13 protein-coding genes are annotated in these 14,914 nt (G+C 68.7%); 7 read left to right on the top strand and 6 right to left on the bottom strand.

Features of this window, described 5'->3' with window-relative positions; all coding sequences use genetic code 11:
- Window positions 1-107: 107 nt before the first annotated feature.
- From ftsH to C6569_RS11200, 4 genes are all read left to right on the top strand, one after another.
- Complete coding sequence (ftsH, locus tag C6569_RS11215) at window positions 108-2,027, top strand: ATP-dependent zinc metalloprotease FtsH (RefSeq protein ID WP_106748928.1); 1,920 nt, start codon at window positions 108-110, stop codon at window positions 2,025-2,027.
- A 349-nt stretch (window positions 2,028-2,376) separates the two neighbouring features.
- A complete protein-coding gene (locus tag C6569_RS11210) occupies window positions 2,377-3,495 on the top strand; it encodes a mandelate racemase/muconate lactonizing enzyme family protein (protein ID WP_106748927.1) in 1,119 nt (372 codons plus the stop codon).
- Window positions 3,496-3,717: 222 nt separating this feature from the next.
- Window positions 3,718-6,549, top strand: coding sequence for an EAL domain-containing protein (locus tag C6569_RS11205; RefSeq protein WP_106751003.1), 2,832 nt, complete (start codon window positions 3,718-3,720; stop codon window positions 6,547-6,549).
- Between the two features lie 107 nt (window positions 6,550-6,656).
- Window positions 6,657-7,667: an aldo/keto reductase gene (locus tag C6569_RS11200; RefSeq protein ID WP_106748926.1), complete on the top strand. Its 1,011-nt coding sequence runs from the start codon at window positions 6,657-6,659 to the stop codon at window positions 7,665-7,667.
- A 22-nt stretch (window positions 7,668-7,689) separates the two neighbouring features.
- On the opposite strand, the gene C6569_RS21695 is transcribed toward C6569_RS11200, so the two are convergent.
- From C6569_RS21695 to C6569_RS11185, 4 genes are all read right to left on the bottom strand, one after another.
- Window positions 7,690-8,364, bottom strand: a complete 675-nt coding sequence (locus C6569_RS21695) for a hypothetical protein (RefSeq protein WP_146144783.1) — start codon at window positions 8,362-8,364, stop codon at window positions 7,690-7,692.
- A gap of 128 nt (window positions 8,365-8,492) precedes the next feature.
- Window positions 8,493-9,002: a hypothetical protein gene (locus C6569_RS11195; RefSeq protein WP_106748925.1), complete on the bottom strand. Its 510-nt coding sequence runs from the start codon at window positions 9,000-9,002 to the stop codon at window positions 8,493-8,495.
- 57 nt (window positions 9,003-9,059) lie between these two features.
- Window positions 9,060-10,232, bottom strand: a complete 1,173-nt coding sequence (locus tag C6569_RS11190) for a GGDEF domain-containing protein (protein WP_106748924.1) — start codon at window positions 10,230-10,232, stop codon at window positions 9,060-9,062.
- A gap of 204 nt (window positions 10,233-10,436) precedes the next feature.
- Window positions 10,437-10,706 (bottom strand): hypothetical protein, encoded by a 270-nt coding sequence (locus C6569_RS11185; RefSeq protein WP_106748923.1) that lies wholly within the window; start codon window positions 10,704-10,706, stop codon window positions 10,437-10,439.
- Window positions 10,707-10,841: 135 nt separating this feature from the next.
- Here C6569_RS11185 and C6569_RS11180 point away from each other — a divergent pair, with 135 nt between their 5' ends.
- The 3 genes from C6569_RS11180 (at window position 10,842) to C6569_RS11170 (ending at window position 12,505) form a co-directional block, all read left to right on the top strand.
- On the top strand, window positions 10,842-11,570 hold the full coding sequence (locus tag C6569_RS11180) for a phosphatase PAP2 family protein (RefSeq protein WP_106748922.1): 729 nt from the start codon (window positions 10,842-10,844) through the stop codon (window positions 11,568-11,570).
- A gap of 90 nt (window positions 11,571-11,660) precedes the next feature.
- Window positions 11,661-11,870 carry a hypothetical protein gene (locus tag C6569_RS11175; protein ID WP_146144782.1) on the top strand — a complete coding sequence of 70 codons (210 nt, stop codon included), beginning with the start codon at window positions 11,661-11,663 and terminating at the stop codon, window positions 11,868-11,870.
- Window positions 11,871-11,872: 2 nt separating this feature from the next.
- Entirely contained in the window at window positions 11,873-12,505 is a 633-nt protein-coding gene (locus C6569_RS11170) for a disulfide bond formation protein B (RefSeq protein ID WP_245898075.1), read from the top strand.
- A 652-nt stretch (window positions 12,506-13,157) separates the two neighbouring features.
- Here C6569_RS11170 and C6569_RS11160 read toward each other — a convergent pair.
- Together C6569_RS11160 and C6569_RS21945 are read right to left on the bottom strand one after the other, a co-directional pair.
- Window positions 13,158-14,267 (bottom strand): TRAP transporter substrate-binding protein, encoded by a 1,110-nt coding sequence (locus tag C6569_RS11160; RefSeq protein WP_106748919.1) that lies wholly within the window; start codon window positions 14,265-14,267, stop codon window positions 13,158-13,160.
- A gap of 177 nt (window positions 14,268-14,444) precedes the next feature.
- Window positions 14,445-14,912: a hypothetical protein gene (locus C6569_RS21945; protein WP_181313720.1), complete on the bottom strand. Its 468-nt coding sequence runs from the start codon at window positions 14,910-14,912 to the stop codon at window positions 14,445-14,447.
- Between the last annotated feature and the right edge of the window lie 2 nt (window positions 14,913-14,914).

Genomic DNA, 14,914 nt, shown 5'->3' with positions numbered 1-14,914 from the left:
CTACATTGGGACGGGTAAGGGTTATGCCGCACGACGCATGAGCATGAACATGGCTTGCGCGCCATTTCGGCGCCTCGCGGCGGCGACACCCTAGGGATGGACAAGCGATGAACTCCAATTTCCGCAATCTGGCCCTGTGGGTGATCATCGTCCTGTTGCTCCTGGCGCTCTTCACGCTGTTCCAGAGCCCGCAGCAGCGCGCCGGTTCGTCCGACCTTCCCTTCTCGCAGTTCCTCTCCGAGGCCGATGCCGGCCGCGTTCGCGACGTGACCATCCAGGGGCCGGAGCTGACCGGCCACTACACCGACGGGCGCACCTTCCAGACCTACGCCCCGCCGTTCCCGGGCCTGACCCAGCGCCTGGTCGACAAGGGCGTGCAGGTCCAGGCCCGCGCTCCCGGCGAGCAGGTTCCGTGGTTCGTGGCGCTGCTGGCCCAGTGGTTCCCGGTCCTCCTGCTGATCGGCCTGTGGATTTTCATGTCGCGCCAGATCCAGGGCGCCGGCGGCAAGGCCATGGGCTTCGGCAAGTCCAAGGCGAAGCTCCTCACCGAGGCCCATGGCCGCGTCACCTTCGAGGACGTGGCGGGCATCGACGAGGCCAAGCAGGACCTGCAGGAGATCGTCGAATTCCTGCGCGACCCGCAGAAGTTCCAGCGGCTCGGCGGTCGCATCCCGCGCGGCGTGCTGCTCGTCGGCCCGCCCGGCACGGGTAAGACCCTCACCGCCAAGGCGGTGGCGGGCGAGGCCAACGTGCCCTTCTTCACCATTTCGGGCTCGGACTTCGTCGAGATGTTCGTCGGCGTCGGCGCATCCCGCGTCCGCGACATGTTCGAGCAGGCCAAGAAGAACGCGCCCTGCATCATCTTCATCGACGAGATCGACGCGGTCGGTCGCCATCGCGGCGCCGGCCTCGGCGGCGGCAACGACGAGCGCGAGCAGACGCTGAACCAGCTCCTCGTCGAGATGGACGGCTTCGAGCCCAACGAGGGCATCATCATCATCGCCGCGACCAACCGTCCGGACGTGCTCGATCCGGCGCTGCTGCGCCCCGGCCGCTTCGACCGACAGATCGTGGTGCCGAACCCGGACGTGAACGGCCGCGAGAAGATCCTCAAGGTCCATGCCCGCAAGGTGCCGCTGGCGCCCGACGTCGACCTCAAGATCATCGCCCGCGGCACGCCCGGCTTCTCCGGCGCCGACCTGATGAACCTCGTCAACGAGGGCGCGCTGCTTGCCGCCCGCCGCGGCAAGCGCATGGTCACCATGTCCGACCTGGAAGACGCCAAGGACAAGGTGATGATGGGCGCCGAGCGCCGCTCGATGGCCATGTCGGAAGAAGAGAAGAAGCTCACCGCCTATCACGAGGCGGGACACGCGGTCGTCGGCCTCAACGTGAAGGCCGGCCTGCCGGTGCACAAGGCGACGATCATCCCGCGCGGCCGCGCGCTCGGTATGGTGAAGTTCCTGCCCGAGGGCGACCGCTACTCGATGAAGTACAAGGAATACACCTCGCACCTGGCGGTGGCGATGGGCGGCCGCGTCGCCGAGGAGATCACCTTCGGCAAGGAGAACGTCACCTCCGGCGCCGTCGGCGACATCGACCAGGCGACCAAGATGGCGCGCGCCATGGTCACCCGTATGGGCTTCTCCGAGGAGCTCGGCATGGTCGCCTATGGCGACAACCAGGAAGAGGTCTTCCTCGGCATGTCGATGGGCCGGCAGCAGAACATCTCCGAATCGACGGCGCAGAAGATCGACAAGGAAGTGAAGCGGCTGGTGCAGGAGGGCTATGAGGAGGCCAAGCGCATCCTCACCGAGAACCACGACGCCTTCATCCAGGTGGCCGAGGCGCTGCTCGAATACGAGACGCTGACGGGTGACGAGATCCGCGATCTGCTGGCGGGCAAGCCGCCGGTGCGCGACGCCGAGCCGGACAAGAACCAGCCTCGGCACTCCGCCGTGCCCTCGGCCGGCAAGGGCCGCCGCCCCGCCAACGACGACGGGCTGGAGCCGCAGCCGCAGGCCTGAGGCCGGCGCACATGACGGATTGAGGGAGGCGGGCAGCGATGCCCGCCTTCGTCGTTTGGGGAGCCGCTTTCCCCTGGCTCTTCAAAACGCCCCTCACCCTTACCCTCTCCCCGCAGGCGGGGAGAGGGGGACTTTTGCGTCGTAAATCAGGTTCTGCTGTGGAGCCAGGCGTTCCGCTCCCGTTGAAGCGCAACGCTGGTGCTCCCCTCTCCCCGCATGCGGGGAGAGGGTAAGGGTGAGGGGCAGAAAGACGAGACACGCCGAGCAGGTAGATGCCCCTCTCCCCTCCGGCGCCCTTGAGCCCGGCTCCGGTGCCGCCCACACTGCCGGCCTCAACCGGGGCCGCCCCATGACCATCGCCCGCATCGAGCCCTTCATCCTGCACGTGCCGGTGACGGGCTCCTCGATCTCCGACTCGACGCACACGCTCTCGCATTGGGGCGTGGTCGGCTGCCGCATCCACACCCGCGACGGCCGGGTCGGCACAGGCTTCACCGGCACCCATGCCGATCTCTCCGGCGACCGGCTGATCGCCCGCTGCATCGGCACCTCCGTGGCCGAGCTCTTGGTGGGCGAGGACGAGCGCGACGTCACCCGGCTCTGGCAGAAGGTCGCCCGCCATCCGCCGCTGCAATGGATCGGCCGGGCCGGCATCGCCCATCTCGCCCTCGGCGCCGTCGACGTGGCGCTCTGGGACCTCAAGGCCAAGGCCGCGGATCTGCCGCTCTGGCGCCTGCTGGGCGGGGCGACCTCGGAGCGGCTCACCGCCTACAACACCGACATCGGCTGGCTGTCGCTCTCCGACGAGGAGCTTCTCGCCGGCGCCCGCCGGGCGGTGGAGGAAGAGGGCTTCCGCGGCATCAAGGTGAAGGTCGGCTCTGCGGATATCGGCCGGGACATCGACCGGCTCGCCGCCCTCCGCCGCGCCCTCGGCGACCGCGTCACCATCGCCACCGACGCCAACGGCCGCTGGGACCTCGCGACCTGCCTGCGCTTCACACGCCGTGCGGCCGGACTCGACCTCCTCTGGTTCGAGGAACCGCTCTGGTACGACGACGTGGAGGGCCATGTGCGGCTGGCGGCGGAGGGCGGCATTCCCGTGGCGCTCGGCGAGCAGCTCTACACGGCCGAGGCCTTCTCCGACTTCATCCGCCGCGGCGCCATGCATTACGTCCAGCCGGACGTCGCGCGGCTCGCCGGCATCACCGAATATATCCGCGTCGCGGAGGCCGCCCATGCGGCGCGGCTGCCGGTGGTCGCCCATGCCGGCGACATGGGGCAGGTCCATGCGCACCTGTCCTTCTGGCATCCGGCGACGTCGTCCTTCGAGTACATTCCCTGGATCGCCGCCTGTTTCGCGGAGCCGGTGACCGTGCGCGACGGCGACCTCGTCCGGCCGGAACTGCCCGGAGCCGGCACCTCCATCCTGCCGGAGGCCTTCGATCGCCATGCGAAAACGCTGGACTAGCCGCCAAAACGGTATCGCGACCCTTGCTCCGCGCCGCGCGGCGCGGCTAAGTCAGTGCCCAAGCATGTGAACGGGCGCCGCATTGGCGCCACAAGCGGGGCTCATGGCGTGACGCCTGTTCCAGAACCAGTGGTCACGACAAGGCTCCGACTGTTCCGCGTGCGACACATCCGCGTCCTCCTGCGTCCCCTCGTGCTGCTGCTGGCCCTCGCCTGCGGCCTCATGTCCGGCACCCCGCCTGCCGAGGCCGCCGATCCCGTGGCCGTCACGTCGGGGTCGCCTGCGATCAATCTCGGCCGCGCCGTCACCTTCGTGCCGGGGGAGGGAGACCGCGTCTCGGTGCCCACCGCGCCGGGGAGCGACGGCATCGTCCGCCGCATGGAGGTGCGCCAGACGCGCACGGATTCGAGCGCCGTCTGGGCGGTCTTCACCCTCGCCAATGCCACCGACGAGCAGGTCGACCGGCTGGTGGTCGTGCCGCATTACCGGCTGATCCGCTCCGGCCTGCTGCGGCCCGATCTCGGCGCCCAGCGCCTGGTGTCGCTGACGCCGAGCCAGGGGTTCCGGCCCGAGCGGCAGAACGCGGTGGACCAGGACGTCTTCCTCATCACTCTCGACCCCGGCACGACGGTGACCTTCGTCGCCGAGCTGCACGACCCGCGCATCCCGCAGATCACTCTGTGGCAGCCCGACGCCTTCAAGGACCGCGAGAACTCCTTCACGCTCTACCGGGGCATCATCCTCGGCATTTCGGGCCTGCTGGCGCTGTTCCTCACCATCCTCTTCGTGGTGAAGGGCTCGCTCATGTTCCCGGCGGCGGCGCTGCTGGCCTGGGCGGTGCTCGGCACGCTGGCGCTCGACTTCGGCTTCTGGACGCGGGTGATGGAGCTGGGCCCGGCGGCCGTCGCCTTCTGGCGGGCGGTGGCGGAGGCCATCCTCTCCGCAACCCTGATGATCTTCCTCTTCGCCTATCTCGACCTCAACCGCTGGCACGTGCGCTACACCGTGCTGATGGCGGTGTGGCTCGCCTTCGCCGGCGGCATGGTGACGGTCGCCTGGTTCGACCCGCCGATCGCGGCGGGCATCGCCCGGCTCGGCATCGGCGCGGTGACCATCCTCGGCACGGTGATCCTCGTCTACCTCTCCTTCCTGCGCTACGACCGCGCCATCAACCTCTTGCCGACCTGGGCGCTGTTCATGGTCTGGTCGGGGGCGGCGCTGCTCATGGTGTCGGGCCGCCTCAACAACGAGATCGCCGCGCCCGCCCTGCTCGGCGCGCTGGTGCTGCTGGTCATGCTCATCGGCTTCACGGTGATGCAGCACGCCTTCTCGGGCGCCGGCGTGCCGCGCGGCCTCGTCTCCGACACCGAACGCAAGGCGCTCGCTCTCACCGGTGCCGGCGACATCATCTTCGACTGGGACGTCGGCACCAACCGCATCTGGGTCGGGCCGGAGCTGGAGGCCCAGCTCGGCCTGAAACGCGGCACGCTGGAAGGCGTCGCCACCAAGTTCGTCGAGGCGTTGCACCCGGCCGACCGCGACCGCATCCGCTCCACCCTGGACACGGTGGTGGAGCATCGCCGCGGCCGCCTCGTCGAGGAGTTCCGCCTGCGCTCCGCCGACGGGCATTTCCTCTGGATCATGCTCAGGGCCCGGCCCGTGGTCGGCTCGGATGGCGAGGTGGTGCGCCTCGTCGGCACGCTCGCCGACATCACCGAGTTCAAGGCGGCGGAGGAGCGGCTGCTGCACGACGCGGTGCACGACAACCTCACCGGCCTGCCCAATCGCGAACTCTTCCTCGACCGGCTAGAAGCCTCGCTGATGAGCGGCCACGGCGACGATCCGCGCCGGCCGACCGTGCTGGTGCTCGACATCGACCGGTTCAAGCAGGTCAACGATTCCGTCGGCATCTCGGTCGGGGATTCGATCCTCCTCACCGTGTCACGGCGGTTGGCCAGGCTCCTGAAACCGCAGGACACGCTGGCGCGGCTCAACGGCGACCAGTTCGGCATCATCCTCGTCTCCGAGCGCACGCCGGAACGAATCACGGGCTTCGCCGAGACCATCCGCAAGGCGCTGCGCGCGCCCATCGCCTTCAGCGAGCGGGAGATCTTCCTCACGGGCTCCATCGGTATCGCGCTCGCCGATGGCACCCAGCGCAAGCGCGACGACCTCCTGAAGGACGCCGAACTCGCCGCCTATCACGCCAAGCGCCTCGGCGGCGACCGCATCGAGGTGTTCAAGCCGGCGCTGCGCGCCCACAAGAGCGACCGTCTGGCGCTGGAGAGCGATCTGAGGCGGGCGCTGGAGCGCGGCGAGATCGCCATCGTCTACCAGCCCGTCGTGCGCCTTGCCGACCGCACGCTCGCCGGCTTCGAGGCGCTGGTGCGCTGGGACCATCCGCGCCTCGGGCGCCTGCCGCCGGCCGATTTCATCGCCATCGCCGAGGAAACCGGCCTCATCGTCGAGCTCGGCCTCTTCGTCATGGACCGGGCGGCGCGCCAGCTCGCCGCGTGGCAGCAGATCATGCCGCTGGAGCCGCCACTCTTCACCGCCGTCAACGTGTCGAGCCGGCAGCTGCTGCGCCACGACCTGCTGCAGGATCTGAAGGGCGTGCTCGCCCGCTCCACCGTCGCGCGCGGCTCGCTGAAACTCGAGCTGACCGAGAGCCTGGTCATGGAGAATCCGGAATATGCGGCGCAGATGCTGCACCGGATCCGCGAACTCGGCGCCGGCCTGTCGCTCGACGATTTCGGCACCGGCTACTCCTCGCTCGCCTATCTCCAGCGCTTCCCCTTCGACACGATCAAGATCGACAAGAGCTTCGTGCGTGCCGACCAGCGCGGCGTGCGCCCGGTGATCCTCAGGACCATCATCGCGCTCGGCCAGGACCTCGGCATGGAAGTGGTGGCGGAAGGGGCGGAGAGCGACGCCGACGCCGTCGAGCTCTTCCAGCTCGGCTGCGACTACGCGCAGGGCTTCGCCTTCGGCGAGCCGATGACCGCCGACCAGGCGACGAAGCTCCTCAAGGCCGCGCTCGCCCAGGCGGCGTGACGACCGCGCCGGCCGGGTGGTTTCGCCGGGCCTCGCATGCAGGGGCGGTGGTTTTCTTTTGACCGGAGGCGCGGCCTACTGTGCCGAAGTCACGACAGGAAACGCCCATGACGCCCCGCAATCTCGGCCGTTCCGGCCTCAAGGTCTCGCCCATCTGTCTCGGCACGATGATGTTCGGCGGCCCGACCGACGAGAAGGACGCCGCCCGCATCATCGCCCGGGCCAAGGACGCGGGGGTCAACTTCATCGATACGGCGGACGTCTATACCGAGGGCCGCTCGGAGGAGATCACCGGCCGGGCGATCAAGGCCGACCGGTCCCACTGGGTGCTGGCGACGAAGCTCGCCAACCCGACGGGCCCCGGCCCCAACGACCGCGGCCTGTCGCGCCTCTACATGATGCGCGCCGTGGAGGCCTCGCTGAAGCGGCTCGGCACCGACGTCATCGACATCTACTACCTCCACAAGGAAGACCACGGCACGCCGCTGGAGGAGACGGTCCGCGCCCTCGGCGACCTCATCCGGCAGGGTAAGATCCGCCATTACGGCGTCTCCAACCACCGCTCCTGGCGCATCGCCGAGATCTGCAATCTCGCAGACCGCATGGGCATCGACCGCCCCGTCGTCAGCCAGCCCTACTACAACGCCATGAACCGCATGCCCGAGGTGGAGCACCTGCCGGCCTGCGGCTTCTACGGCCTCGGCGTCGTACCCTATTCGCCGCTCGCCCGCGGCATCCTCTCCGGCAAGTACGACCCCAAGGCGCCGCCGCCGGAAGGCTCGCGCGCGGGCCGCGCCGACAGCCGCATGATGCAGACGGAATGGCGCAAGGAGTCGCTCGTCATCGCCCAGAAGCTGAAGGCCCATGCCGAGAAGCGCGGCATCACGCCGGGCCAGTTCGCCACCGCCTGGGTGCTGAACAACGCCTTCGTGACCGCGGCCATCGCCGGCCCGCGCACCATGGAGCAGTTCGAGGACTATCTCGGCGCGCCGGGATACGGGTTCACGAAGGCCGACGAGGCACTGGTGGACCGGCTGGTGCCGGCGGGCCATCCCTCGACGCCGGGCTATACGGATCCCGCCTATCCGCTGGAGGGCAGGGTGGCGCGGAGCGGGTGAGGGGGCTTACACATGGTGCAGATTAGCGTGGCTCGTTGTCGAGGTCCCGAAGTAGGTAAATTAGGTCGCCGGTAAGCAGGTCGCCATTCAATACTTCGCGACCATTGTCGGCAATTGAATAGGAGAGGCCACGCCAAGTGGCACCAAGCCTTTCGTCGCTGATATGTACTCGCCCGTTGTGGGCCATCGCATCACGCACAATTTTTCCAAAACGCCAGACTTCCGGCCACGAAGCGATCGGGCCATAGTATTCTCTGAGTCTATATTGCTGCTTCTGGTAATAGCTAGTTATAAGGGAACGGCCATACGAATCGAACAGGTGCGAAATGGCCCCGAACTGCGCAGGAGAATTGTCTTCCGAATACGACGCATCAATTTCCACAAATTCGAAATCGGGCGGATTTAGATTATGCGCGAGCTGGCTTAGCGTTTCATAGGGCTTCCATGCGATAAATTTGCCGGCGCGTCTGGACTGGAAAACTGCGCAGTCATCGGGGCGCCAACCGGCCACCTCTCTGTCCTTATAGAATTCAGGAATATGAAGAAAACTTGCAATTGATGTTAGGTAAGCGGACAGCTCATAAAAATATTCATCAGAATAGTGCACTAAAAACGAAGCGGGCGTATTGGGTATATGTGCTGGTTTGTCTTCCATCCGCCCAATGAGCAGGCGAATATGGTTTTCCGACCTGCCCATTTTGAAACCTTTCGATCGGGCCTGAGACGTCGCTTCGGTTCTGAAACAATCGCCGGTCTCCTGTCAGCCGGCAAGCAAAAGTAGGAGTAACCAATTATGCGCAAGATGCGCTGGTCCATCCTCTAGCCTCACCTCACCCTCACGCTCTCCCCACACGCCTGCGCATGCTCGGGCGCCGGACGGCGTTCCAGCCGGAAGGTGGTGCAGCCCTCGGCCTGGGTCACCCGGCCGGAGAGGACGGCGCCTGAGCGGTCCAGCGTGCCGGAGAGGCCGACCGTCTCGTAGTCGCGCGGGCGGACGATCCAGCGGCCGCCGGAGAGCGTCAGGCGGCGGGTGGCGGGATCGAAGCGGCCGGTCTGGCTGAAGCAGCCGGTGGGGACGCCCGGATTGCTCGGGTCCGCGTAGAAATGGAAGGTCGCGCGCACGCGGTCGGCCTCGGGCTCCTCCACGGTGAGGGTCAGGCCCGTGCGGCCCTGGAGGCAGACATAGCTGCCGCTCCATGTGCCGGCGACGGCGGCAGGGGCGGCAGGCGCCGCGTCCTCGCGGGGGGCTTCGGCCTTGCCCTTGGTCTGGGCCGGCGCGCCGTCTGCGGCCGCGAGGAGCATGAGGCAGGCGAGGGCGGTGAGAAACGGGCGCATGGAGCCTCCGCGGGCAAGCCCCGAATTCGCGCCGATCAGCCGCGCCCGGTCAAGCCCTCACCCCGCCAGCCGCATGCCGTCCTCGCGCGCGACCACGCGGTTGCGGCCGGTGCGCTTGGCCTCGTAGAGGCAGGCGTCGGCGCGGTCGATGAGGTGGTCGAGGTCCGGCTTGCCGCCGGCGATGACCGAGACGCCGATGCTGATGGAGACGTGGACCATCTCGCCGCCGGCGCAGATGTCGAGGCTGGCGATGCGGGCGCGCAGGCCCTCGGCGATGACGGCGGCGGTCTGCAGCGTGGTGTTGGGGAGGAGGGCGGCGAATTCCTCGCCGCCGAGCCGGCCGAACGTATCGGTGGGGCGCAGGTGGGCACGGATGGTCTCCGCCACCTTCACCAGCACGGCGTCACCGCCGGCATGTCCGACCGTGTCGTTGATCGCCTTGAAGCGGTCGACGTCGATGACCAGCATGCAGGCGGGCCAGTGGTCGGTCTCGGCCACGAGCCGCTCGGCGGTGGCCATGAAGGCGCGGCGGTTCGGCTGGCCGGTGAGCACGTCGGTCTCGGCGGCGCGGCGATAGCGCTCCTCGGCCCGGTCCTTGATCAGCGAGAGCTGGAGGAAGGAGATCAGCGTCACGTGGATGAGGGATTCCATCATGATCAGCGTGACCAGCGGCGAGGCGTTGATCTCGTTGGAGGCGGGCACGGTGCTGAACAGCGGCGGCAGCAGGCGGATGGAGAAGACGAAGCCGTGGACCATGAGCCAGATGGCGGCGGGGCGGCGGGTGACGAGGTGCTCGTCCTTCAGGTTCAGGAGCGCCCAAGCCGCGACGAACGAGCACGCCGCGATGATGCCGGAGTTGACGATGAGCCGCCATTCGACGCTCGACATGAAGGCCGGCCAGAGGCCGAGCGCAATCCAGACACCCGCCGGCGCCGCCACCCAGCCCCAGTCGAGCCGGCGGCGGCAGAAATCCATCGTGCCCTTCACGTTGAGCGAATAGCCGAGGATGATCAGGGCATTGCCGATGACGACGGTGAACAGTTCGGGAATGAAGCCGCGTGCCGCCACCATGGCCGCGCCGATGCCGCCCAGAATATTGGCGATGCCCCAGGCCACGAGGCTGCGCTGGTCGTTGTTCTGACGCGACGAGACGAGCAGCAGCCCGCCCGTCGTGAGCGCGATCAGGACGACGGACAGAGCTATTGTCCGGGGGCTCAGAAATTCGTGCACGGCGATCCTCGGCCGGCAGCAGGCTCATGCTCGGGCCCGCCAGCCGGATGGCTCACTGTCGCGCAGATTCCTTTGCACCTTCGTTAAGTTCGCCGCATTTGCACAGGGAGCAGTCGTACAAAATCACACAGGGCGGCGCCAAAAAGAAACGGACCGGCCGAGGGGGCAGCCGGTCCGTTCTCCGTCAGCTTACGCGTGGCTGGATCAATACCAGCGACACACGCGGAAGCCGCGACGGTTGATGAAACAGCGCCGGCGACGGCGCATCCAGCGGCGGCGACGGCGCACCCACGGCGGGGGACGGCGCCAGCGGCGGCGCTGCATCTCCTCCGGCATGGCGGCAGCGGCCGGCTGCAGCGCCGACCTGACGCCGGCCAGGTCCGTCGCCGGGGCGGCCTGGACCTGCGTGAACGCGGCGGTGGTGGTGACGGCAAGGCCGCCGGCGAGGGCCGTCAGAAAGATCCGGCGTTCCATATCGCTTCCTCCTCGAGTGAATTGCTCCAGCCCCGGACGTCAACACGCCGGGGCGCAGACGGTTCCCCGGCGGCAGTCGGATTGTCACAGGGCCGCGCCCTTGACGCTCCGCGGGGCGACGTCCAAGTCTCGCCGATGACGTTCCTTGCCTCATGGTCGGCCCCGCGCGTGCTCCGCCTCCTGCGCGAGGAGATCGGCCTCGCCATCGTTCTCGTGGTCATCGCCGGCGGCATCCTCGCCTTCCTGAGGCTGGCCGACATCGTGGTGGAGGGCGAAACGGAGGCCTTCGACCGGGCGGTGCTGCTCATGTTCCGCGACCCCGCCGACCTCTCGCGGGGGCCGGGCCCGGCCTGGCTGTCCGGCGTCATGCGCGACATCACCGCCCTCGGCGGGCTGGCGGTCTTGACCCTCATCGTGGCCGTGGTGACGGTTTATCTGGTTCTCGTCGGCAAGCGCGCGGCCGCCCTCTTCGTCGTGGCCGCCGTGGCCGGCGGCACCCTCCTGAGCCACGGCATGAAGCTGTTCTTCGACCGGCCGCGGCCCGACCTCATCCCCAATGCGCCGCTGGAGCTGACGGCGAGCTTCCCCTCCGGCCATGCCATGATCTCGGCCGTGACCTATCTGACGCTCGGCGTGCTGCTCACCCGCCTCGACGCGCCGCGCCGGGTCCACGCCTATTTCCTCGCCGTGGCCCTGGTGATGACGGTGCTGATCGGCATCAGCCGGATCTATCTGGGTGTGCACTGGCCGACCGACGTGCTCGCCGGCTGGTGCCTCGGCGCCGCCTGGGCGATGTTCTGCTGGCTGGTGGCGCTGTGGTTGCAGCGGCGCGGCAAGATCGAGCGTTCCGACGAACGCGGCTGAGCCCCGCAACGGCATCTTGACCGTCGCCGCCCCCGCGTCGCAGGCTGGTCGCGGCGGGGCGAGGGGTCCCGTCGGCGGCCTGTCGGGGGCGTGACGGTCATGATGGTGGCGGTGTTCGCGACGCTGGTGCTCGCCATCCTGCTCGGCCAGTTCGGCCCGCGCTGGGCGGCGCTGGCCAGTCTCTTCGCCTGCCTCTGCCTCTTCGTCTGGCTGTTCCTGTTCGAGATCTACAGCCCGGAATACGGCTTCCGCCTGCCCTGGCTGCAGGTCGGCACGGCCGAACCGCCGCGGGAGGCGTGAGGATGCTCGGCGGCGTCGTCGCGGTCGATCTGCCGATCACCCGCATGGAGCGGGTGGCGGCCGGGCTCAACTATCTCTTCCTCGCCGGCATGCTCGTCGCCATCGACGTCGTGATCACCGCGGCCATGGTGATGCAGTTCGCCAAGGGCGAGCTGCCGTGCCCGCTCTGCCTGCTGCAGCGGGCGGCGCTGTTCGGAGTCGGCTTCGCGCTGATGCAGAACTTCCGCGCCTTCTCCCACCGCAATACGGGAATCGGCCTGCTCTTCGCCCTGCTGCTGCTCGTCGTCTCGGTGCGCCAGACGCTGCTCGACATCGTGCCGCGGCCGGATCACGCCTATGTCGGCTCGGCCGTGTTCGGTCTGCACATGCCGGTCTGGTCCGTCGTCATCGCCACCGTGATCATCGCGGCGCAGGCCGTCGCCCTTGCTCTCTTCGGCGGCGAGCGCCGGGTGGCGCGCCTGCACGTCGAGGCCTTCCCGGCCCTGGCGCGGGTTGCCGATTTCGCAGCCGCCTATCTCATCGTGCTGGCGCTGCTGAACCTCGGCGCGGTGGTGGTGCAATGCGGCTTCGGCGCCTGCCATACCGACGGCTACAAGCTCATCCGGCTGGGCCTCGACGGGCTCTGGGCTCCCTGAGGGCCGTCCAGCCATGAGAAAGCCCGGCGCGGGGCCGGGCTTTCCTGGATGCCGAATAGAAGGGGTCGGTCAGGTCACCAGACCGGGCGCCGGCAGACCCACTCGCCCCAACGGTTGTAGAAGCAGCGCCGGGGCGCGACATAGACCGGGCCGCCCCAGCCACGACGGAAGCCCGGCCGCGGACCCCATCCGGGGCGGAAACCGGGCCGCGGACCGAACCCGGGCCGCGGGCCGAACCCGCCGCCACGGAAGCCGCCGCCGCCGCCACGGAAACCACCGCCGCCGCCGCGGAAACCGCCGCCGCCACCGCGCATGCCACCGCCGCCCCCACGACCGCCGCCGCCACGGCCACCGCCGCGCTGCATCTCCACCGGCTCACCGCCGGCGAGTGCGCCGCGGACGGCGTCCAACGTCGGCGAGGCTGCGGAAGCGGCCTCGGCCGCCGATGGTGCGGCGACGGTCAGTGCGACCGCGCCCCCTGCAAGACTCAACAGAAAAAACCGACGATCCATCGCGTTCACCCTCTGTTATGCGCCGCCCTGGGAGGAAGACTAGCACGTGTCATCCCGAACGTCATCGTCATCGTGGGTGCCCTGACGAAAGGTCATGTCGTCGATTTTGCTGCAGTGCGGGGCGCCAATATTGACGCGGCTCAGCGCCCCTGCACCTGCGACGATGTAAAGGCGTCGAACGGCAGTTCCGCGACACGGAACCAGATCTGCTCCTTGCGCCAGTAGGGCAGCCAGGAGTCGTAGAACTTGCGGAAATTGGCGTTGCCGGCCGCCAGTTCGCCATAGAGGGCCTGGGCCTCGCGGAAGGCGGCCTGCATGACGTCCTGCGGGAAGGCGCGGAGCTCGGCGCCGCTGGCGACGAGGCGGAAGAGCGCGTCGGGATTGGCGTGGTCGTACTTGGCGACGCAGAGGGTCAGCGCCTCGGCGCAGGCGGCCTCCAGGACGGCGCGATAATGGGCCGGCAGGCCGTTCCACTTGTCCAGGTTCACGAAGAGCGAGACGTTGGCGCAGCCCTCCCAGAAGCCGGGATAATAGTAATATTTAGCGACGCGCTGGAAGCCGAGCTTCTCGTCGTCGGCGGGGCCGGAGAATTCCGCCGCGTCGATGGTGCCGCGCTCGAGCGAGGGATAGATGTCGCCGCCGCCGATCTGCTGCGGCACGACGCCCAGGCGCGCCATGATGGTGCCGCCGAGGCCGGCGATGCGGAACTTCAGACCCTTGAGGTCGGCGACCGACTTGATCTCCTTGCGGAACCAGCCGCCCATCTGGGCGCCCGTGTTGCCCGAGGGGATGGCGTGGACGTTGTGGCCCTTCATGAACTCGGCGACGAGTTCGCGGCCGCCGCCCTGGTAGAGCCAGGCATTGTGCTGGCGGGTGTTGAGGCCGAAGGGCAGGGAGGTGTCGAAGGCGAAGGCCGGGTCCTTGCCGATATAAAAGCTGGAGAGCGAGTGGCCGCATTCCACCGTGCCGTTCTGCACGGCGTCGAGCGCCTGCAGGGCGGGGACGATCTCGCCGGCGGCGAAGGGCTGGATCTGGAACTGGCCGTCGGTGGCCTCGGCCACGCGCTTGGCGACCTGGGTCGAGAGGCCGAAGAGCGTGTCGAGGCTCTTGGGATAGGACGAGGTCAGGCGCCAGCTGATCTTCGGATTGGCCTGGGCGAGGGCAGGCGTGGCGAGGGTGGCGGCGGCGCCCGCGAGGCCGGCCGTGCCGATCATGCGGCGGCGTGTGGGGGCGGTGTCACGAACGGACATGGTGTCTCCTCCTGTCGGCTTTATCCGGGAGCAGCCGGGGGCTCCCGAGGGGCGCGGACCATAGACCGCCGCCCCGGGGCCTGCTCTGCGCTGCGGTCCGGTCTGCCATCCGGCCGGCCCATGGCAAAAGCCCGGCCGCGGGGGCCGGGCTCTGCCGTTGCGCCGATGGGGCGCCGGTCAGAAGAAGGGGAAGAAGGGAAAGGGGATCGCCGGCCTGCGGCAGACGCGACGCCCGAACCGGTTGATCCAGCAGCGGCGCCGATAGCCCCAGGGACCACCATAGTATCCTCCGCCATAATAGGGGCCGCCGTAGTAGCGGCGACGATAATATGGCCGGCCGTAGAAGCCCCGGCGGCGCCAACCCCGGCCGCCCCAGCCGCGCCCGCCGTAGAAGCGCCGTCCGCCGCCGCGGAACCGGCCGCCGCCGCGGAACCTGCCGCCACCTCGGAACCCGCCGCCGCGGCGTCCACCGCCACCACCTGGGCCCCGGCCGCGCTGCATCTCGATGGGTTGGCCCGGCGCCGCGCCGAGGGCGCCCTGGACGTCCGCGAGGCCGATCGGCCCTGCCGCGCTCGCCGGTGCGGCCGATGCCGCCAGGCCTGTTGTCCCGGCCAGCGCCGCGACGATGAAATATCTCCGATCCATGA

Source organism: Phreatobacter cathodiphilus, from assembly GCF_003008515.1.
GTDB lineage: Bacteria > Pseudomonadota > Alphaproteobacteria > Rhizobiales > Phreatobacteraceae > Phreatobacter > Phreatobacter cathodiphilus.
The sequence above is the reverse complement of the archived record's forward strand: the minus strand, read 5'-3'. Positions and strand labels throughout refer to the sequence as shown.